Below are 19,281 nucleotides of genomic sequence, written 5' to 3'. Positions count from 1 at the left end.
TTCCTAGAGGGCCGAAACCGGAAGCGGACGTCCTACCAGCGACCCGCTGGCAGGGATCGCAGGTTCGGCCGACGTTGAGTGAGCACACTCTGCCGGAGACATCCGTCCCACAACAGCTGAGGCTTCCTGACGCGCCGCACCAGCGGAGGCCAGTTCAACGAGGCCAGCATATTCGGACGGGATTTCCCGACCCAGGTTCTTCATCGCTTCGCCCCACAATTTGCCTGAACGGTAGGAGGAACGCACGAGCGGCCCTGACATACAGGCGGGGAATCCCATCGCATACGCCACGTCACGCAGTCGCACGAATTCCTGAGGTTTGACCCATCGGTCAATGGGATGGTGCAATGCCGAGGGGCGAAGGTATTGCGTAATGGTCAAGATGTCACACCCCGCGTCCAGCAGGTCACGCATGGTGGATTCGATTTCTTCGGTCGTCTCGCCCATGCCCAAAATCAGGTTCGATTTTGTGACGAGGCCAGCCTCCTTCGCTGCGTTGATGACACTCAGCGAACGGTCGTAACGAAACGCCGGCCGGATTGTCTTCATCAGGCGCGGAACCGTTTCCAGATTATGAGCGAACACCTGAGGCCCGGATTCGAATATCTGTGCAAGGGCATGCGGATCGCCTTTGAAGTCATCGACCAGCAATTCGACACCGGTACCAGGCTGCATGACATGGATCTGTCGGCACGATTCTGCGTAGAGCCACGAGGCTCCGTCTTCAAGGTCGTCTCTACTGACGCCTGTGATCGTCACATAGCGCAGTCCGAGTTCTTTAACCGACTCAGCCAGGCGCTTGGGCTCATCCCGGTCGTATTCAGTTGGCCGTCCGGTGGCAATATCGCAGAAGTCGCATCGACGCGTACACAGCGCTCCACCAATCAGGAAGGAAGCCTCACGGTCCTCCCAACATTCGTAGATATTCGGGCAGTTAGCTTCTGCGCAGACGGTGTGCAGTCCGCCGCGATGAACCAGCTGCTGCATATCCTGATATCCCGGCCCATTGGAAACGCGCGTCTTCAGCCATGTGGGACGTTGCTTTTCGATAGGCGTCTGCGAGTTGCGCTCTTCGACGCGTCGGAGCTTGCGGCCTTCAGGTTCTGGCAGTGTCGACAACGCTGGTCCTCACTTCGTTGCAGCTAGTTCAGATTCGTGTGCAGAGTATGTCAGTGGCTCCAGGTGGGCTGTCAGGGACGCAATGAGCGGATCAGCCGCATCGGCAACGCTGACTCCATCGACGCCTTCCCCAACGAGGGAGGCGACACCGCAGTCGTGCAACCCACAGGGAATGATACCTGTGAAGGCGCGCGAAAAGTCAGGATTGACGTTCAGAGCAAGACCATGCATCGTTGCGCCCTGAGCCACTTTGAGTCCGATGGCGCAGAGTTTGCGATCAGGGTCACGCAACCACACACCGGCTTTGCCCTCAATGCGAACAACCGGCAGGTGCCATGTAGTGCGGACAGCCTCGATGACTGCCGCTTCGACGGCGCGAATGTATCCAATCGTTTCCGTTGGAGCCGCCAGGCGAATAATCGGGTAGATCACCAGCTGCCCGGGCCCGTGCCACGTTACCGATCCTCCACGGTCAACCGAAATGACCGGCAGGTCAGCATCGACGATATCTTCAGGCTTCGTGCGCCTCCCAGCCGTGTAGGTCGGTTCGAACTGAGCAACAATGAGCGTGTCATCACAATGGCTCACCTTCACGTCATCGAAGGTCTCACGCTGGATTCGGTCACCTTCCATGTACGGGATCAGTCCGCGATCCAAGAGGTTCTTTACCTGCATGCTTCTACTCTACGCTGGCGAAACTTATCGCCCCACCCGAGCAAGCGTGAGATACGCCGATGTTGGCAGTACTGCGAGCGCCTTCAGTTCGCTACGATTCAGATATGACTGATCATGAACGCCAACGCGCGATTATGGAAGAACTGGAAGTTGTCGAAGATTTCGATGCGGCTCACGAGGTCGAGCGTCGAATCACGTTCTTGGCCGAATACCTCAAGGAAACTGGCCTGAAGGGCTATGTCCTGGGCATTTCGGGCGGAGTAGATTCTACCGTTGCCGGTCGCCTGTCTCAGCTGGCGTGCGAAAAAGTGCGCGAGGATGGTGGTGACGCCACATTCGTCGCGATGCGCCTTCCATACCAGGTCCAGGCTGACGAGGACGACGCGCAAGATGCCCTGTCGTTTATCGATGCTGATCAGGTTCTGACAGTCAACATCGGAGCGTCGACCGATGCCATGTGGCAGGCAGTGGGTGAAGCAGATGATGATCATGTCGATTCCTACACGGAGTTTGTCAAGGGCAACGTGAAGGCTCGCGAACGCATGATCGCGCAGTTCACAGTTGCCGGTGCTCGCGGAATGCTCGTCGTCGGCACTGATCAGGCTGCGGAAGCCCTCGTCGGGTTCTACACGAAGTTTGGTGATGGTGCTGCTGACGTGACACCGCTGACTGGACTGCCCAAGCGCCGCGTGCGGGAGCTGGGCCGCTATCTGGGCGCTCCGGCGACACTGACTGACAAGGTTCCTACCGCGGATCTGGAATCTGATAAGCCGCTGCGTCCTGATGAAGTTGCTCTGGGCGTCACGTATGAGGCCATTGACGACTACCTTGAGGGCCGCGAGGTGAGCGAAGAAGATGAGCAGACCATCGTCAGGTGGCACTCGCGCACCGCTCACAAGCGTGCACTGCCTTTGACACCTGGCCGTTGGGAGAAGATGCACTGATGGCACGACGCTCGCGTCAACCTTCACCTGTCACATGGGTGTTAGCCGGTCTCGCGTGGGGCGCGCAGCTTGCAGCACTCTATGCCCCTGATCCGCGAGCTGTGACACGGTCGGATTGCGACGCCAGCGGAATCGGCGTCACTGACGCTGATGACACCGACGGCAATGGCACCAATTACCTCAGCGATACCGGCACCAGCGATACCGGCACCAGCGCGGCCTGCTCCACTGGCGGAACCTGTGCCACCGACGATACCAGCGCCATCGACAGTGACGATCACGACAGCATCGCGGACGCCGTGTTGAAATCGATGCCGCGTGATGCCGACAAACTTGTGCACGCTGTGTTGTTTGCCGCAGGCACTGCCAGCCTCGTTGCTGTGGGAGTGCCGTGGTATGTGGCCGCTGCGGGCCAATGCGCGCACGGATGGATCTCCGAAAAACTTCAGGCTCATATTCCGGGTCGCGGTGCCGATTCGGTAGATGTGGTGGCCGATGCGGCGGGCGTCGCGGTGGGGACAGCACTGGGCGTGATCACTACCCGTTGACGACAAGGAGTCACAATGGGCAGCTCTCATCTTATTGATAAGTATTCTCACTTGCACTAGTGTGGTGGTAACTTCACCGCCTACGAAAGGTGCACACCGTGCCCGCCATCTCCCGCCAACGATTCTTCCGATATGCCGGCGCCACCCTCGTCACTGCAATCATGACCATCGGCGCCGCACTGTCGACAGCTCCGCCCACCCATGCCGCTCCCGATGACGGGAAAACCGTGGCAACGCTCGGACATATCGATGCGCCGAAAACGTATTGGGAAGGCGGAACCTTCGTCCTCAAGAACGAGGCGCATGGGAAGGTCTATCCGCTTGAGCAGACCGTGAACTGGGTCGGCAAGGGGTACAACGACACAACCCAGGCTCAGCAGTTTATCTACCACGTTCCTGATGATCCCGAGGTGAGATTCCTGCGAGACACCAGTGCCACGTGGTACATGGCTCCGCAGCTTCCGGGATGGAATCAGGCTCCGATCTGGGCAGGATTCGGTGCCGACGCAGACATTCCGATCGAACAGTTCGCTGGTCGCACTTTCACCCTCGACCTGGTTGATTTTGATGGACCTGGTCGCATGGAGCTGATGAATTACACGACGTTGGGGCCGTTGAAGATTCTGACGCGCTTGATCTCCAGCCATAATCCGGATCTGCGCTCGACATGGTTGACTGCAGGATCGCACACGCACAATATGACGCTGTTTTCCAAACCCGGGCGCTACACGGCGACATATCGAGTCACCGCACGCTCAGCTGACGGCACCCTGATCGCGTCAAGAAAGTACCCGCACGTGTGGCAGGTCGGCGGCAGCCAACCTGGAAGCACACCCTCTGCTTCGCTGTCCGATCAGTTTGCCGCGGCATCTGATGCTCCACCGCAGGCCGGTGCCTACTCCTTGACCGTTCGCCCTCACCACGGGCGAGACAATGATGGTGATGATCAGCTGACGGATCTGGTGGCGAGCGTGCCTGAAGGTGCCAGCGGAACAGTGACCTTCCTGATCGACGGCTATTTCCTGGCGGAAGTACCTGTTAAAGACGGGCGTGCAACGTGGCCTGAAATGCTGGGGAACACCACCAGCTCCCTCCAAGCCGTTTTTATTCCCGCAGATGGCACACACGCCAGGTGGGTCTCACCCGAAGTGTCTTACTCGACAGGCGATGCTGCGGCAACGGTATCGTCTCCCGCAAGCGCTCAGGGGCTGCCGCAGCCCGCTTCACACGATCCGGCGCCTGCATTTTCGACCGACGCGTATACGCCCACTGACTTGGGATTCACCCTCACGCTCACCCCGGAAGACGGGGAGACATTCAGCACGACTATAAGGTTCAATGACCCGAAGATCCGTGCGACGATCCGTGGCGGATATTACGAGGCTGGCGCGAATAATCCCACCTGCGGTCTTGAGCCTTCGGAGATGGTCTCAGGGTCGAAGGGTGCAGCCACCGCTTCCATCACCTATATGCAGTCTGACTGCGATGGAATGTCACTGAGATTCACGGTGCTCCCTCACGCCCTAGTCGGAGCGCTGCCGACCGAAGTCGCGATCCCCACGCCTGTCAATACTGCTCAGCCGCTGACGTATTCAGGCACGCTGACAGCTGCTTCTCCCGCAGCCCCTGCCGATCCAGATTCCAATCCATCCGACGCAACCGGTACGGATGATAAGCCGGGCGGATCCGAGACAGGAACTGATCCTGGCTCAAATCCCGGTGCGAAACCAGGCACCACTCCCGGAGCCCATACCGACTCGCCGCTGACACAAGCTGACCCACGCCTGATCCTGAGCGATGGCCACGTGGATATTCAGGCCCGTCTGGAGGCAAATGGCCGTCTGGGGATCGCATTGAAGGATGACACCAGGCAGCATGCACATTCATCGCAGGTTCGCGAACTATCGTCAGTCGCCTTCGCACTGGATGACAATACGCGTCGGTCCACTCCGCGCACTCCGTCAGGCGCGGCGAACGGCCCCAATTTCCTTCCCACACCTCCAGCCAAGTACTACCTGCTGGACCAGGAACAGCGCCAGGGCGCGTTGTGGCCAGGCTGGTCGACGACCGAGGTTGACGCTGAGCGTGCCGAGTCACTGACTTTACACCTTGAGCCGCGTTCCATTCCCGAGGGTGCGTCATACCACGTCTTTACCCTGGGAACCTTCGGTGAGACCACCGAATTGATAAATTCAACCCGCGAGCTGACCAGCATCACCATGCCGGCGAACATTCACGCACATGCGGCGTGGGCATTCACCCAGCCTGGCGTGTATCTGCTCGATGCGTCCTACAGCGGGACGATCGATGGCGCGCCCGCATCATCAGGCAAGCAGTGTCTGACCGTACTTGTCGGTCACCAGGCAATCCTTGATCACAGGTCAGGAAAGACGCCCTCGTGCGCTGACACGCCCACCGCAGGCACTCCCACGCCAGATACTCCCGCTGGCGGGGCTCCCTCCACCGAGGCCCAGCCGACAGACTCTGGCGAGACAAAAACTGACAATGCAGATGCAGGTACCACACCGCAGGACGCGGCTGGCGCGCAGAGCACGGGCGAGCAGCATGCCTCCGCCTCGGCTTCAGGTGCTCCGTTGGCATCAGTTACGCCACTGGGCACGCAGCGCCTTGCCAGCAGCGGCACCCATGGAGGAATGGTCGCAGGAGCACTCATACTGGCCGCGCTCGGGTGTGCGTGCGTGGCCAGGCACCCTCGCTGTTCTTAGTGAGCAACCATATTGCGGCCGGCCTTTTCTGCGATCGTACGCGCGGCAACATACCCGAAGACCAGGGCGGCCCCAATCGACGTGCCGCCGGCAGTGTAGGTGTGCCCAACAATGGATTTGGTGGTATTGCCGGCCGCATACAGACCGTCAATGACACTGCCGTCCTCGCGCGTGACCTGCGCTTGCGGATTAATCACCAGGCCGCCCGACGTTCCAATGTCACCGGGGTAGACCTGCGTGGCGTAGAACGGGCCTTTCTCCACTGTGCCGAGCGACGGGTTCGGCTCATGGTAGCGGTCACCGTAGAAACGATCGTGTTCGTTTTCGCCGCGGTGGAAATCCTCGTCGATGCCTGTGCGCGCAAAATCGTTGAACCGCTCGAGGGTGAGGCGCAGCTGCTCGACCGGCACGTTGATCTTCTGCGCCAGCTCGTCCACGCTGTCTGCCTGTACCATCGCCCCTGATTCGAAGTATTCCCTGGGCAGGGGCACGACCGGCATGTGTCCGTAGCCGAACACGTATTTCGAGCGGAACTGATGATCGAAGATCAGCCAGGCGGGAAGGTTTTCAGCGTCTCCCTCGCCCTTGCCGAAATGCCCACCATACAGGCCCTGGCCAGCGGTGCAGTAAGGCAGCGCTTCGTTCATGAAGCGCTTGCCCTGGCCGTTGACGATCACGGTGTGTGGCAGGGACCGGTCCGGGACGATAAAGCGTTCCTCATCTTCAATGACGATCGGCGTCCACGCGGATGAACGCGGCAACTGGATAACAGGTGACCAGATCGCATCAGCCATATTGTCGATCGCAGCGCCGTGTTGCAGGCCGACCTGAATACCGTCGCCCGTGTTCGTTTCCGCGCCGACAGTCCACGTGCCATTAATCGGGTGGCGCTGGTATTTCTGACGCATCTGCGCGTTTCGCTCGAACCCGCCGCACGCCAGGATGACGCCCTTGGCAGCGCGGATACGTGACTCCTTGCCTTCGTGCGTCACGACGATGCCGCGCACCGCGTCATCCTCCACAATGAGGTCCTTCAACGCGGTGTTCATGGCAATTTCGACACCTGCGCGCAGGCATCCTTCCATGAGGGCGCCGGTCAGTCCCATTCCCATTGTGCGCGGTGTGCGCCGGGCAAAGAGATGCTTGATGTTGCGTGCAGTCAGTCGGGCCAGTCGCGCCCACGGCTTCCAGCTTGACGCAAAGAGCAGGATGTCGGCGGAGTCGAACGAATTCAGATCCAGCGGAACAGCCGGTTTGAAATAGGCCTCCATCTGGTTCTTTTTCCATTTGCCCAGTTTGTTCGAGTCGAAGGCACCGGCCTCCACGCCGCGTCCTTGCGGCTGAGCTCCCGGAGCGTCGAGCCAGTAATCGGGGTAGCCTTCCATGTTGCGCCACACCAGCCCGGGGCAGTTTGCAGTCAGGAAATCCATCGCGCGCGTACCGTTGGTCAGGAACGAATCAATCATTTCGTCACTGGTGCAGTCTCCAACCGTCGCCTTCATGTAGGTGCGACCCATTTCCATATTGTCGTTGCCGCCGACGCGTTGAAGTTGTTTGTTACCCGGCACCCACACCATGCCGGCCGACTTAGCGGTGGACCCGCCCCATTTGTCGCCTTTTTCGATCATCAGTGTGCGCAGCCCGTTTTTTGCCGCCGTCAGTGACGCGCTCAGGCCGGCTGCACCCGACCCTACGACAACGACATCGAATTCTGTTCGCTTCATTGCTGGCCTTTCATGTGTCGTTCGGACGAGGGATCACGCTTCACCATTGCCAGTGAGTGCCCACTCGTTTCGCACTTATCGCTACTGTACGGCATTGAAGCGACGAACGTGCCGGATCGCACTCTCCCTCTTGTCACAAACGAAATTCACATTCATACAATCTTCTGTTCGTCCTCGTGGGTTCCACTTTCGTCGCTTTGAAGGGCTTTCTGTTTTCGCCGCTGTCCGTTTTGTCTCGTTCCTCTTTGTCATCTCACCCGTCAGCGCAGTGAGATTCGGCGGGGTTTTCTTCTCTTACACGATCTGGGGTGAGGTCGGGCAGATTCTCCCGGCCTCACCCCAGCGTTCACGTACTGCGGGCAATTGTCTTACTGCAGGTAGTCGTTCGTCCACGCGCCATCAATGTCATCCATCGTCGCGGTGGTGAACCCGTTATCAACCATCCACTGGGTGTAGGAGCGGATGACCCCCTCGTCCATCTGCCCCCACTGTCCACTGGGCGCGTGCCACGTGGGCGCCATAAAGGCCAGGGAAGCTTTGAGGGTGTCTTCTTCGCTGGCGCACATGGTGCTGGCAATCAGCTGGATCGTCTCATCCTGGTTGTCGCGCGCAAAGTCGTATCCCTTGCCGGTGGCCTGCAGGAAGCTGCGCACCGTGTCGCCATGCTCACGCAGGTAGGACTCTTCGACGCATAGGAAGTAGGCATGGTGTGGCGTGACCTCAATGTCGTCGAAGGAGATCTGAACGACCTGACCAAAGTCTTCCGACCCCTGGTAGGCTTCCCAGCCAAGCACGTTGAAGATCGCGTCATAATGACCTTTTTCGACTGCGCGGATATCCGGCTCGAACACGCCAGGATCTTCCACGATGACCTTCGAGTAGTCTCCCCCGTCCTTTTCGACAGCTTCCTTGACCATTTCAGTCAGGCGTCCCACCGGTGGGATCGACACATGCTTGCCTTCCAGGTCACGGAAGCGGGTGATGCCCTTGGACTTCAACGTAATGACGCCGCCAAGCTGGTTCTGATTGAATGTGGCGACCGCAACAAAGGGGTGATCAGTCTTCCGGGTTTCGAGCAGCTCGCCCAAGCGGATCGAGGCGAACTGGAATTCGCCGCGGGCGGTCAGTTCAGCGGGCGTGCCACGGTCAAAACCGTCCCAGGAGATGTCGACGTCCAGGTCCTGGTCGGCATACAAGCCTTTCTTGCGTGCCACGAACAGGCCGGCGTGGTTGGGCCACGTCACGACGTATTCCAGACGAATTCTGACGAGGTTCATTGCTACCTTCTTTCTGCCCCTTGTTCGAGGGCGACTCTGATACTGGTGAGTGCGTGTAAGAACCGGGGATCTGTGCGCAGATTGGGATCGGTGCGGTCAGGCAGATCAATGGGGTAATCTGCGACAATGCGACCCGGCCGAGCGGACATGACAAGAACCCTGTCAGCAAGGGTAATGGCCTCTTCCACATCGTGCGTGACCAGCAGGATCGACAGTGCGCGCTGGCGGGTGGCGCTGACCAACCAACGTTGAATGCCGGCGCGCGTCATGGAATCAAGGGCGCCGAACGGCTCATCCAGTGCGATCAATGTGGGTTCAGCGAGCATCGTCCTCAGAAATGCCACACGCGAGCGCATTCCGCCAGAGAGCTGGTCCGGATAGGCGTGTGCGAATTCGTCGAGCTCGAACTGAGCGAGAAGGTCGAGGGCGGCCTGCCGTGCCGTGGCCGGGGGTAGTTTGTGGATGAACAGCGGCAATGCGACGTTGTCAACAACAGTGCGCCACTGAAACAGACCGTCGTTTTGCGGCATCAGTGCGACGTGCGGGTTATCCACCTGCCATTCGAGCTGGCCGCTCGTGGCGTGATCCAGGCCGGACACGATACGCAGCAGCGTGGACTTGCCACATCCTGATGGCCCGACGATTGCCACAGTCTGATGTGGGTACAGAGTGGCTGAAATGCGATCGAGGGCCAGAGTGGGCGGGACCTGGAATTGTTTACTGACGTCATTGATGTGAAGCATGTGTCACCGCTTTCCAGGGAAACGCAATGCGTTCGGCCAGAGCAACAACGCCGTACAGCACCAGTGTCATCGCTGTCAGCACTGCTGCGCCGACAAAGACCAGCTCGGTGCGAAACGAGGATTGCGCGGTCAGCAGGTAGATTCCCAAGCCATTGCGCGCTCCGACAAACTCAGCAGTCGCTGCCGTTGCCGGCCCGTAGGTGACGGTGATACGTAGCCCGGACATGAACACTGCGGCCGCAGCGGGCATGCGCACATGCGTGAGTATCCACCATTTCGATGCGCCCAAGGTCGTGGCCACGTCAATCTGGTCTCTGCTGGGCGATGCCAGTCCGCGCGCCAGCGGCACCACGATCGGGAAAAGCCCGAACAATCCGACCAGCAGTACTTTCGACGTGATACCGAAGCCGAACCAGATAATGAGCAGCGGCGCAATAGCGACGACCGGAATGGTCTGCGAGATGATGAGAACAGGGATGGCGACACGACCGATCGGGCGAATCGCAAAGATGATGAAAGCCAGGCTCACACCGCACACGAGTGCAAGCACCGTTCCCAGGCCAACTTCAAGGGCGGTGATCCTGGTGGCTTCCCAGACATTGGGCGCATCATCAAAGCCGGCGTGGATAATCGTCGAGGGCGCCGGCATAAGGCGTTCGTTGACGTTGAACGCGCGCACCGCCACCTCCCACGCGCACAGGAGCAACACCACAAACATCAATGCGGGCATGAAACTGCCCCGGTGGTGTTGGTCGCGCTCACGTGCAGAGACGGCGGTGCGGTACCTCGCGGGCATCTGTTACTTCACGAACTCATTGGTGACGATGTCGTCAGCTGCGATCGGTTCGGTGACCGCAGTCCCCTTCTCGTCATACACGAGGCCCTGCTCGACAATGAATGCCAGGTAGGTGTTCCAGCGATCAATGTCGGCAAAGCCCACACCACCCTTTGAATCAGGCCAATACTGTGTGGAGAGTATTTCCTGGCTGCGGGTGACCAGTTCGGGATCAAGTTTGGCCTGTGGGTTGGCATCGACCAGAATTTTCGCCGCTTCATCGGGGTTATCCTTGGCGAACTCGTAGCCCTTTTGTGCTGCCTGCACGAAGGCGCGGACAAGGTCGGGATCCGATTCGATCAAGTCGTTGCGCGTCGAAATGCCGATCATTGCCGGAGTGGTGGGAACGTCATAGTCGGCGGGCTGGAACATGTGCAGCTTGGTGCCCGACAGTTCTGCCTCAATTGCCTCCCACGTGCTGAGAACCTCAGCAAAATCCGCCTGGCCTGATTCCAGAGCCGCCATCGCCTGCGCGCCCACAATGACGCGGTCAAATTCGCCTGTTCCGCCATCGTGCTGAATCATCATCTGGGTGGAGATATGGGCCGAATCGCCCGAGTAGTCTGCAATTGTCTTGCCGTCCAGATCTTTTGGACGGGTGATCCCCGAATCTTCCAGAACTCCCACGCCATAGGAGGACTTTTGCTGAATATTCAGCACCATCGTCAGCCCGAGGTTGGCGGCGTGAGCCGATGCCAGTGCATCTGCTCCCGAGATTCCAAAATCAGCGCCCTTCGCGCTGAGGACAGCGTCAACACCTGACTTGGAGAAGCCCATGATGTCCACATTCAATCCGGCGTCCGCGAAGTAGCCTTTTTCCTGGGCGACGAACAGTCCTGTGTGATTCGTGTTCGGTGTCCAGTCCAAGATGACGGACACATCACGCATCTGTCCAGAGGCCTGCGAAGCCGACTGGCCGGTGGCGTCGGCGCCTGACTGGTCAGCTGAGGACATATCCGACGCTCCGCCTGATGAGCATGCGCCCAGCATGGCGACGCTGAGAAGGAGGGGCAAAAGCCTGGTTGTTTTCATGATCTCTCGATTGCTAGTTGGGTAACTGTGCGGATAAATTGAGTGCCGGATTCAGTGGTGAACCACCGGTGATGAGCATCCATCCCGATCGTGTACGCCCAATCCGACGTACGCCCCGGTATCGGGGCACGCTGGTCATACTCGATAACAGCGAGTTCAAACTCGGTGTTCGACACTGCCACCATCGGCGCGAGCATGCGAGCCTCCTCGCGCATCAGTGGGTACTGACTGACATACCCGTCCAGAAGGTCGCGCACCACCTGGGGACGCCACGCATTTTCGATACCTTCAGTGATGGTCAGCCAGTCGATCGCGTGACGTTCAATGAGCTGTGCCAGATCGAACAGCGACGGGTTGGCGTATGCCAGCCCAAAATCAAAGACACTGGTGATGACGGGACCCTGCCTGGTGTCCTTCCACATCGTGTTGGACACGTGCAGGTCCCCGTGTGTCCAGTAACGAGGGCGCTCCCGCAGCGGCTCAAGGGCCCGCGCAAAAGGAGCGACAACTGCCAGGTCACCAGCCAGGTCACGGCCGGTTCTGGACACATAGTTGGCAACGATGGGGTGCGCTTCGCACCAGGCTTCAAGACGGTCAAACGGATCACCCAGCATGAGGTCCATGCGCGACTGGTAAGGGTTGGGCGGTGCGACCACTGCCGGAATCTTTTCAGAGGCGCGACGAAGCTGCCCCGCCACTCGGCCGATTTCCACGCTCTCTTCGCGTGTGCACGGCGGCATCCAGCTGGTCGTCGCACGGTAACGGTCTTCACCCGGCGCGCATTCGCTCACTTCCCAGACCCATCCGCCCATCGTCAGACATGTTCTGCCGGTATCGAAGGTGAAGAAGCGCGGCGTCGGGAAGGCGCCTGCGGCGAGCCGGTTCACGTAGTCATGTTTGACACACAGGTCGTATTCGCTGATCAGGTGGGGCGCATAGCGTTTGATGAAGACGCGTGTTCCACATGCCAGCTGGGCGATACACGCCGAGGCCATTGGACGCGCCGAGTGAGTGAGGACCTGCGGGCGCTGGGCAGAAGCACCCGCCAGATGCGGCATATCCACCAGGCGCTCTTCCAGCGCCGCCACATCCTGATCTGAGATCAGTGGCCACACATTGTTAATGATGTCGAGTTGTTCGTCTCGATTCATTTGCGGCTCCTCGTGCTCACCAATGCGCACGACTAAACCGCGTTCCTACGCCAGCATGATCTGGTTCAGGTATAACGGTCGGAGAATTTTCCCTCTCAGCCCGCCTGTCCGGGCTCCCGTGCCCCCTCACCATACCATCAGCTGCACGTCATACGTAAAACGAGGGTGCCCCACCCTCACAAAGTGGATGGGTCACCCTCGTCAATGGGACAGGAAACACAGTGCGAACTAGTCGCGAGCCTTTTCCTTCATTTCCCACGTTTCGATGATGTCGCCCTCGGCAATGTCCTTGAAGCCCAGGGTGATACCGCATTCGTAGCCTTCGCGAACCTCGGTGACATCGTCCTTTTCGCGGCGCAGCGACGCGATCTCCAAATCGGGAGCAACCACGACACCGTCGCGAACCAGGCGGGCCTTCGAGCCGCGGCGAATGATGCCGTCACGGACAATGGAGCCTGCGATGTTACCGAACTTGCCGGAGCGGAAGACCTGGCGGATCTCAGCCGTGCCCAGCGCGACCTCTTCATAAATCGGCTTGAGCATGCCCTTCAGGGCCGCTTCGATATCGTCGATGGCTGCGTAGATGACCGAGTAGTACTTGATCTCCACGCCTTCCGCGTCGGCCATTTCAGCCACGCGCTCAGCCGGACGCACGTTAAAGCCGATGATGACCGCGTTATCGACGGTGGCCAGGTTGACATCGTTTTGCGTAATGGCTCCGACGCCGCGGTGGATGATCCGCAGGGCAACTTCGTCGCCCACGTCGATACGCAGCAAGGAATCTTCCAGAGCCTCAACGGCACCGGACACGTCACCCTTGATGACAAGGTTGAGGGTGTCAACTTCACCTTCCTTGAGAACCTTATCGAAGTCTTCGAGGGTGACGCGCTTGCGACGCTTGGCCAGCAGTGCTGCGCGCTCGGCAGCTTCTCGCTTGTCAGCGATCTGGCGGGCGGTGCGGTCATCGGATGCCACAAGGAAGGAGTCGCCTGCCCGTGGAACTGATGTCAGGCCGATCACCTGCACCGGTCGTGACGGACCGGCTTCCTGCACATCCTTGCCATACTCGTCGAACATGGCGCGCACGCGTCCGGAGGCGGATCCCACAACGAGGGCGTCTCCCACGCGCAGCGTTCCACGCTGGACCAGCATGGTGGCAACCGCACCACGACCACGGTCAAGGTTCGCTTCAATGGCGACGCCTCGCGCCTCGGTGTCAGGGTTTGCCTCCAGGTCAAGTGCGGCATCCGCTGTCAGGAGGACTGCTTCGAGCAGGTCACTGATGCCGGTGCGCTGCTTGGCGGACACGTCCACGAACATGACGTCGCCGCCATATTCTTCAGCCACAAGGTTGTATTCGGTGAGCTGGGAGCGGATCTTATCCGGATTGGCATCTTCCTTATCCACCTTGTTGACGGCCACAACGATCGGCACGTCCGCTGCCTGCGCATGGTTGATCGCTTCAACGGTCTGCGGCATGACGCCGTCATCGGCTGCGACCACCAGGATCGCAATGTCCGTTACCTTGGCGCCACGGGCACGCATAGCGGTGAAGGCTTCGTGACCAGGCGTGTCGATGAATGTGATGGGGCGGTCCTTGCCCTCCATATCCACCGTGACCTGGTAGGCGCCGATGTGCTGGGTGATGCCACCGTGTTCGGTGTCGACGACGTCGGTGTGCCGGATGGCGTCCAGCAGCTTCGTCTTACCGTGGTCGACGTGACCCATGACGGTGACGACCGGTGGGCGCGGCTTGAGGTGCTCTTCATCATCAAGTTCTTCGGCCTCAAGGTCGATATCGAAGGACTCAAGCAGTTCGCGATCTTCGTCTTCTGGGGAAACGACCTTAACGTTGTAGCCCAGTTCGTCGCCCAGTGTTTCAAAGGTGTCCTGATCCAGTGACTGCGTGGCCGTTGCCATTTCACCGAGGTGGAACAGAACAGTCACCAATGCTGCCGGATTGACGTCGATCTTTTCGGCAAGATCAGCCAGGGATGCGCCCTGACGGATGCGAATCTCCTGGCCATTTCCGCGAGGAATCTTCACGCCGCCGATTGTCGGTGCACTCTGCTCTTCGTATTCCTGCCGCCTTGCACGCTTGGACTTGCGTCCGCGACGCGAGCCGCTTCCACGGCCGAATGCGCCCGGTGTGGAGCCGCGACCACCGCGACCGCCACGGGGACGGCCACCGCTCGGGGGCGCAAATGCACCTGCGTGTGCGCCGACTCCTGGGCTGTTGTGACGTGAATTGTTGGAACGTCCACGTCCGCCACGTGACGGGCGGTCAGGCTTGGCGAACCGTGCCTGATCGGGCATCATCATCGGGTTTGGATGGTTGCCGCCGCGTGAACGGTTCGGGCGTTCAGCGCGGTGCTCGCCACCGCCGGAGCGGTTCGTGTGCGCAGCGCCACCTTGTGTGCCGCGACCACCGGGCCTGTTGGTGCGCTGGCCACCGCGTGTTCCACCAGGTCGAGGCATACCTTGCGTGGATGCGAAGGGATTGTTGCCTGGGCGTGGCCCAGCAGGGCGCGGGCCGGGACGAGGTCCTGGGCGCGGTGCCGACTGGCGGCCATGAGCCTTGGAATCTGAAGCCGATGCTTTCTTGGCGGATTGGGGGCCGGGCTTGGGACCAGATTCTCCCGACGACACCGGTGCCGATGCGTGAGCATCGCCTGATTCCTGAGTATCGCGAGGTCCCGGTTTCGCCGCTGCAGCTGCCTTCTTGTCAGCTGCGTGCGCTACCGGTCCTGGCTTCGGTGCTCGCGTCTTGGCCGGTTTCTTTTCTGACTTTCCGGTCGGCGCATCATCACTGGCCGCACTGCTTTCTGGCTGTGCCAGGTCGGCAGGTGTGGACGCAGTGGACGACTTCCTGGTCGACTTACGAGACGCAGTAGTTGTCTTCGCAGCCGTTTTCCTTGTTTTCTTGGGTGCCTTCGCCTTCTCGGATTCTTCTGTGTCCTGAGGCGCAAGGGAGGCGTAGTGTTCACGCACGGCTCGAACCACTGGCGGTTCCAGAGCCGAGCTTGATGCCTTGACGAACTCTCCGCTATCGCGCAGGTACGCCAAGAGTTCTTTGCTGGCAATGCCGAGCTCTTTGGCGAGCTCGTGTACACGCAACTTTGCCACAATTCTCCTGTCCGGATCCGTCTCCGAACTGGAGACGGGACTTATCGTTCTTGCTGGCAGCTCATCGCTGGGTACTCATCGGGTGCCCATCAGCTTCCAACCCGCTTCCATTACTCGATGTCCAACGCACGGTGCGTTGCTGACAATGTGATCGTGTCGATCAGGTGATCCCACTGGTGCTCCCCCACGGCGTGAGGCAGGCGTAATGCATGTTCGAGGGCTCGCCGTCGGCGGGCCTTCTCCATGCATGTCGCATGTGCGTGAATCCACGCACCACGACCTGGCAGGATGCCTTTTGGATCCACCTGTGCGGATCCGTCGTGAGTCGCCACCATTCGAACCATGCTCGAGGGGGCGCCTCGCTGCCGGCAGCCAATACATGTGCGAATCGGGCCTGAATGGTCATGCGTCTCCACCGCACACATACTAGTCCAGCCCAACCAGTCTAACTGAGGTCGGCGTCCGTATTGGAATCTGTATGTGAGCGACTGGTCACGTCGTCCTCGTCCTCGTCCTCGTCCTCGTCCTCGGCAGTGATGTCGAATGCGTCGGTGCCGCTACCATCTGACACGCTGGCAGCCTCGTCACCTCCATAGGGCATGTCAGGCATCGATGAGCGTGACGCCTCCATCTTTCCGTCCGCATCCGTGTCGGAGTGAATATCAATGTGGAAACCTGTCAGACGCGCAGCCAGTCGAGCGTTTTGTCCCTCTTTGCCGATTGCCAGTGAGAGCTGGAAGTCAGGCACAACGGCGGTGGCGGTGTGATTTTCAACCGAGTGCACGACCACTCGGCTCACGCGCGCCGGAGACAGCGCGTTGGACACGAAACGAGCAGGATCTGCCGACCAGTCAACGATGTCGATCTTTTCACCACCCAGCTCAGTCATCACCGAGCGCACACGCGACCCCATCGGCCCAATGCATGCTCCCTTGGCGTTGACACCTTCACGTGTTGCGGCAACGGCGATCTTCGTGCGGTGGCCCGCTTCGCGCGCAACGGCCTTGATCTCCACCAGACCCTGCTGGATCTCAGGAACCTCGCGTTCGAACAGGCCGAGCACCAAGCCGGGGTGGGTTCGTGACAGGACGATTCGCGCGCCACGCTCGGTGCGTTCAACCGACACGACGTAGGCGCGGATCCGCTCATTGTGGTGGTATTCCTCGCCCGGAACCTTTTCTGAATCCGGCAGCACGGCCTCGAAGTCGTCCGATAGTTTCACCAGCGTCAGGTGGCGTTCACGTGCCTGCTGGACAAGGCCGGTGACGATCTGCCCGGTCTTGGATGCGAAGTCGCCCAGAACTTTCTGATCGTCGGCGTCTCGCAGCCGCTGCATGATCACCGAGCGCGCAGTTGCCTGTGCGATGCGCCCAAAGTTGGAGGGGGTGTCATCGAATTCATCGATCGGGTTGCCGTCGTCGTCTTCTTCGGTCGCCATGACGGTGACCCGCCCTGAACGCTTGTCGATCTCAATGCGAGCTTTGCGGATAGCGCCCGGGATGTTGTGATACGCCTTGAGCAGCGCCTCTTCGATCGCGTCCACAAGAGTATTGAGATCTACACCTTTTTCCTGCTCCACCATTCGGAGCGCTGTCATGTCAATTTCCATGATCCCTCACTTGTCTGACTTACCCGTGCCAAGCTCGACGCGCGGACGCGCCTTCTTGATCGTGTCGTATTCAATGGTAACCGGCTCACCATCGACCACCAGAATGACCTGCTGATCAGCCACTTCGGACAGTCTCCCCTCAACGGTGTTCCCGTCGCGAAGCTTGACGCGGATGAGCCGTCCGATCTGTCTGCGCCAGTGTCGCGGCTGCGTGAGTTCACGCTCGGCTCCCGGTGTGGACACTTCCAGAATGTATTCACTGTCAATCGGGTCGGCCTCGTCCATCGCCAAGGAAATGGCTCGTGAGACCTGCGCGAGTGTGTCGGAGTCAACTGACTCGTAGGAGTCTGCAGACGTGTCCTCACCGTAATCCACGCTGATGCGCACAATCGGACGCGCCTGGGGGCCGACGACCTCGATCTGATCGATGATGAGTCCGCACGTGGCGACGACGGGCTCCAGTATGCGCCTGATCAGATCCTGATCTACTGGCTGAGCGGGTTGTGCCACAGTTTCTTCCTTCCGAACGACACGCCAATATTCACTAGTTTAGCCACATGCGCGTGCGATGATGACACCGTGAAGTTTTCCTCCAGCCTGCACCGCCACTCGTTTTACCATTTGGCGAGGGCGGCGTGCACAAGCGCCGCGACAGCTGCCATCGCTGTGACACTCACAGGCTGCGGAGTTCACCTGGAATCGGCGCAGGGCTCACTGCCTGAGCTGACAGCGCCCCAGCTGGTGCGCGATCGTGCTGTTCGCGCGGATTGGGCAATTGCCGCTCGTGCCGACGAGCTCGCTGATCTGGCCGGACAGTGTGAGCCGTGCCAGAAGGCGTGGCGCGATGTGGCCGACCGTGCCGCGCAGCGAGTCGAGTCACTGGGAGGCGTATGGGATCCGTGGCCTGATGGTGCCCCTGAGGGCGCTGACTTGCCCGATCCGATCGCTGAGGCTCCCGTTGCAGCGGATGCATTCGTCGCCTGGATGGCGGCCTGTGCTGTACGCGACTTGTCATCCGTCGCTGATCCTGCCCTGCTCAGTGATGCTGATGCGCGCATACTTTCCAGGGTCGCGGCGGCGCGCCTGGCGGATGCGACCACGCTCGGTGCGGTTGTGGGCGTTGATTACGGTGAGGGCGCATCAAGCGTGCTGGCACTGGCGAACCGGATTGCGGCTCGGACTTTCGGGGATTCTGCGGGCGGGTCTGCTCGTGATGGCGTGATGCGCGCGGCTCAGGGAATTCTGGATGCCCAGGAGGTTGCGCCTGTCGACACAGGCACCGTCCTCTTTGCGCACCTGGCACCCGCTGACCAGGGCATGCACAGCGATCAACGCGACTTCACTGAAGATGCTGACGTGTCCAATGCGGTGCGCGTATGGGACTGTGTCGGTCAGACTCTTCCTGCCCTCCAGGTGGAGGGCGAGGGGATCGCTGACGCATCTGCCACGGTGGATCGATTGTTGGAACGCACGCGAGTTGTCCTCAACGCTGGCGTGGACGATACGCGCGAGTTCCGGTGCCATCTGGAAGAGTCGTCACCTCAGTCACTGGATGCGTTGATGCTGGCAACGGATCTGACTCTGGTTGATTCCGCCGATGCGGATGTGCGCGCTCTGGGGGTGCGCAGCCTGGCCGCTGACATTGTGGCAGGAGCCGCATCGGGCAGTGCTGACATGTCAGACGCCCTCGATGCAGCCTTAAAGCAGTAACGTTTCTGTCCCTCACTCACTGCGGTGTGCGTGATATCTGCCCGCGCATTGTTCGCCTGTCA

The 19,281-nt window shown here is 60.0% G+C and carries 16 protein-coding genes and 1 riboswitch; of the genes, 4 read left to right on the top strand and 12 right to left on the bottom strand.

What is annotated here, in order from left to right; genetic code table 11:
- Positions 1-3: 3 nt before the first annotated feature.
- Both lipA and lipB read right to left on the bottom strand, forming a co-directional pair.
- Positions 4-1,119 carry a lipoyl synthase gene (lipA, locus tag QP093_RS02915; RefSeq protein ID WP_285014577.1) on the bottom strand — a complete coding sequence of 372 codons (1,116 nt, stop codon included), beginning with the start codon at positions 1,117-1,119 and terminating at the stop codon, positions 4-6.
- A gap of 9 nt (positions 1,120-1,128) precedes the next feature.
- Positions 1,129-1,794 carry a lipoyl(octanoyl) transferase LipB gene (gene lipB / locus QP093_RS02910; RefSeq protein WP_285014575.1) on the bottom strand — a complete coding sequence of 222 codons (666 nt, stop codon included), beginning with the start codon at positions 1,792-1,794 and terminating at the stop codon, positions 1,129-1,131.
- A gap of 104 nt (positions 1,795-1,898) precedes the next feature.
- Between lipB and nadE the strand changes: the two genes are divergently transcribed.
- The 3 genes from nadE to QP093_RS02895 all read left to right on the top strand — a co-directional run bounded on the left by nadE (position 1,899) and on the right by QP093_RS02895 (position 6,012).
- Positions 1,899-2,738 carry an NAD(+) synthase gene (gene nadE / locus QP093_RS02905; protein ID WP_285014573.1) on the top strand — a complete coding sequence of 280 codons (840 nt, stop codon included), beginning with the start codon at positions 1,899-1,901 and terminating at the stop codon, positions 2,736-2,738.
- Positions 2,738-3,286, top strand: a complete 549-nt coding sequence (locus QP093_RS02900) for a hypothetical protein (RefSeq protein WP_285014571.1) — start codon at positions 2,738-2,740, stop codon at positions 3,284-3,286. The genes nadE and QP093_RS02900 overlap by 1 nt, the downstream gene beginning before the upstream one ends.
- 98 nt (positions 3,287-3,384) lie before the next feature.
- Positions 3,385-6,012, top strand: a complete 2,628-nt coding sequence (locus QP093_RS02895; RefSeq protein WP_285014570.1) for a choice-of-anchor M domain-containing protein — start codon at positions 3,385-3,387, stop codon at positions 6,010-6,012.
- On the opposite strand, the gene QP093_RS02890 is transcribed toward QP093_RS02895, so the two are convergent.
- The 10 genes from QP093_RS02890 to rimP all read right to left on the bottom strand — a co-directional run bounded on the left by QP093_RS02890 (position 6,009) and on the right by rimP (position 18,019).
- Positions 6,009-7,736 (bottom strand): FAD-dependent oxidoreductase, encoded by a 1,728-nt coding sequence (locus QP093_RS02890; RefSeq protein ID WP_285014569.1) that lies wholly within the window; start codon positions 7,734-7,736, stop codon positions 6,009-6,011. The two genes, QP093_RS02895 and QP093_RS02890, sit on opposite strands and share 4 nt — an antisense overlap.
- A 368-nt stretch (positions 7,737-8,104) precedes the next feature.
- On the bottom strand, positions 8,105-9,013 hold the full coding sequence (locus tag QP093_RS02885; protein WP_092648444.1) for an ABC transporter substrate-binding protein: 909 nt from the start codon (positions 9,011-9,013) through the stop codon (positions 8,105-8,107).
- A gap of 2 nt (positions 9,014-9,015) precedes the next feature.
- Positions 9,016-9,756 carry an ABC transporter ATP-binding protein gene (locus QP093_RS02880; RefSeq protein ID WP_285014567.1) on the bottom strand — a complete coding sequence of 247 codons (741 nt, stop codon included), beginning with the start codon at positions 9,754-9,756 and terminating at the stop codon, positions 9,016-9,018.
- The gene (locus tag QP093_RS02875) at positions 9,740-10,552 is read right to left on the bottom strand and encodes an ABC transporter permease (RefSeq protein ID WP_058236414.1); all 813 of its coding nucleotides are present in this window, start codon (positions 10,550-10,552) and stop codon (positions 9,740-9,742) included. Before QP093_RS02875 ends, QP093_RS02880 begins: the two co-directional genes overlap by 17 nt.
- Positions 10,553-10,555: 3 nt before the next feature.
- Positions 10,556-11,623, bottom strand: coding sequence for an ABC transporter substrate-binding protein (locus QP093_RS02870; protein ID WP_285014565.1), 1,068 nt, complete (start codon positions 11,621-11,623; stop codon positions 10,556-10,558).
- On the bottom strand, positions 11,620-12,774 hold the full coding sequence (locus QP093_RS02865) for a phosphotransferase enzyme family protein (RefSeq protein ID WP_285014563.1): 1,155 nt from the start codon (positions 12,772-12,774) through the stop codon (positions 11,620-11,622). Before QP093_RS02865 ends, QP093_RS02870 begins: the two co-directional genes overlap by 4 nt.
- A 24-nt stretch (positions 12,775-12,798) precedes the next feature.
- Positions 12,799-12,904, bottom strand: a riboswitch (TPP riboswitch).
- Positions 12,905-13,002: 98 nt separating this feature from the next.
- On the bottom strand, positions 13,003-15,900 hold the full coding sequence (gene infB / locus QP093_RS02860) for a translation initiation factor IF-2 (RefSeq protein WP_285014561.1): 2,898 nt from the start codon (positions 15,898-15,900) through the stop codon (positions 13,003-13,005).
- Positions 15,901-16,010: 110 nt separating this feature from the next.
- Positions 16,011-16,325 (bottom strand): YlxR family protein, encoded by a 315-nt coding sequence (locus tag QP093_RS02855; RefSeq protein WP_285014559.1) that lies wholly within the window; start codon positions 16,323-16,325, stop codon positions 16,011-16,013.
- A gap of 20 nt (positions 16,326-16,345) precedes the next feature.
- Positions 16,346-17,509 (bottom strand): transcription termination factor NusA, encoded by a 1,164-nt coding sequence (nusA, locus tag QP093_RS02850; RefSeq protein ID WP_285014557.1) that lies wholly within the window; start codon positions 17,507-17,509, stop codon positions 16,346-16,348.
- Positions 17,510-17,515: 6 nt separating this feature from the next.
- A complete protein-coding gene (gene rimP / locus QP093_RS02845) occupies positions 17,516-18,019 on the bottom strand; it encodes a ribosome maturation factor RimP (protein ID WP_285014555.1) in 504 nt (167 codons plus the stop codon).
- A 69-nt stretch (positions 18,020-18,088) separates the two neighbouring features.
- On the opposite strand from rimP, the gene QP093_RS02840 reads away from it, so the two are divergent.
- A complete protein-coding gene (locus QP093_RS02840; protein ID WP_285014553.1) occupies positions 18,089-19,219 on the top strand; it encodes a hypothetical protein in 1,131 nt (376 codons plus the stop codon).
- The last annotated feature ends 62 nt before the right edge of the window (positions 19,220-19,281 follow it).

The organism is Pauljensenia sp. UMB10120, assembly GCF_030212035.1.
In the GTDB taxonomy this organism is placed as follows: Bacteria; Actinomycetota; Actinomycetes; order Actinomycetales; family Actinomycetaceae; genus Pauljensenia; species Pauljensenia radingae_A.
Note: the sequence above shows the minus strand (reverse complement) of the source record. Positions and strands in the feature narration are given on the sequence as shown.

Excerpts from the sequence above, each read along its gene's own strand:
- lipB (WP_285014575.1), bottom strand. The coding sequence starts at position 1,794 with ATGCAGGTAAAGAACCTCTTGGATCGCGGACTGATCCCGTACATGGAA.
- nadE (WP_285014573.1), top strand. The coding sequence starts at position 1,899 with ATGACTGATCATGAACGCCAACGCGCGATTATGGAAGAACTGGAAGTT.
- QP093_RS02900 (WP_285014571.1), top strand. The coding sequence starts at position 2,738 with ATGGCACGACGCTCGCGTCAACCTTCACCTGTCACATGGGTGTTAGCC.
- QP093_RS02890 (WP_285014569.1), bottom strand. The coding sequence starts at position 7,736 with ATGAAGCGAACAGAATTCGATGTCGTTGTCGTAGGGTCGGGTGCAGCC.
- QP093_RS02885 (WP_092648444.1), bottom strand. The coding sequence starts at position 9,013 with ATGAACCTCGTCAGAATTCGTCTGGAATACGTCGTGACGTGGCCCAAC.
- QP093_RS02880 (WP_285014567.1), bottom strand. The coding sequence starts at position 9,756 with ATGCTTCACATCAATGACGTCAGTAAACAATTCCAGGTCCCGCCCACT.
- QP093_RS02875 (WP_058236414.1), bottom strand. The coding sequence starts at position 10,552 with ATGCCCGCGAGGTACCGCACCGCCGTCTCTGCACGTGAGCGCGACCAA.
- QP093_RS02870 (WP_285014565.1), bottom strand. The coding sequence starts at position 11,623 with ATGAAAACAACCAGGCTTTTGCCCCTCCTTCTCAGCGTCGCCATGCTG.
- QP093_RS02865 (WP_285014563.1), bottom strand. The coding sequence starts at position 12,774 with ATGAATCGAGACGAACAACTCGACATCATTAACAATGTGTGGCCACTG.
- QP093_RS02855 (WP_285014559.1), bottom strand. The coding sequence starts at position 16,325 with ATGTGTGCGGTGGAGACGCATGACCATTCAGGCCCGATTCGCACATGT.
- nusA (WP_285014557.1), bottom strand. The coding sequence starts at position 17,509 with ATGGAAATTGACATGACAGCGCTCCGAATGGTGGAGCAGGAAAAAGGT.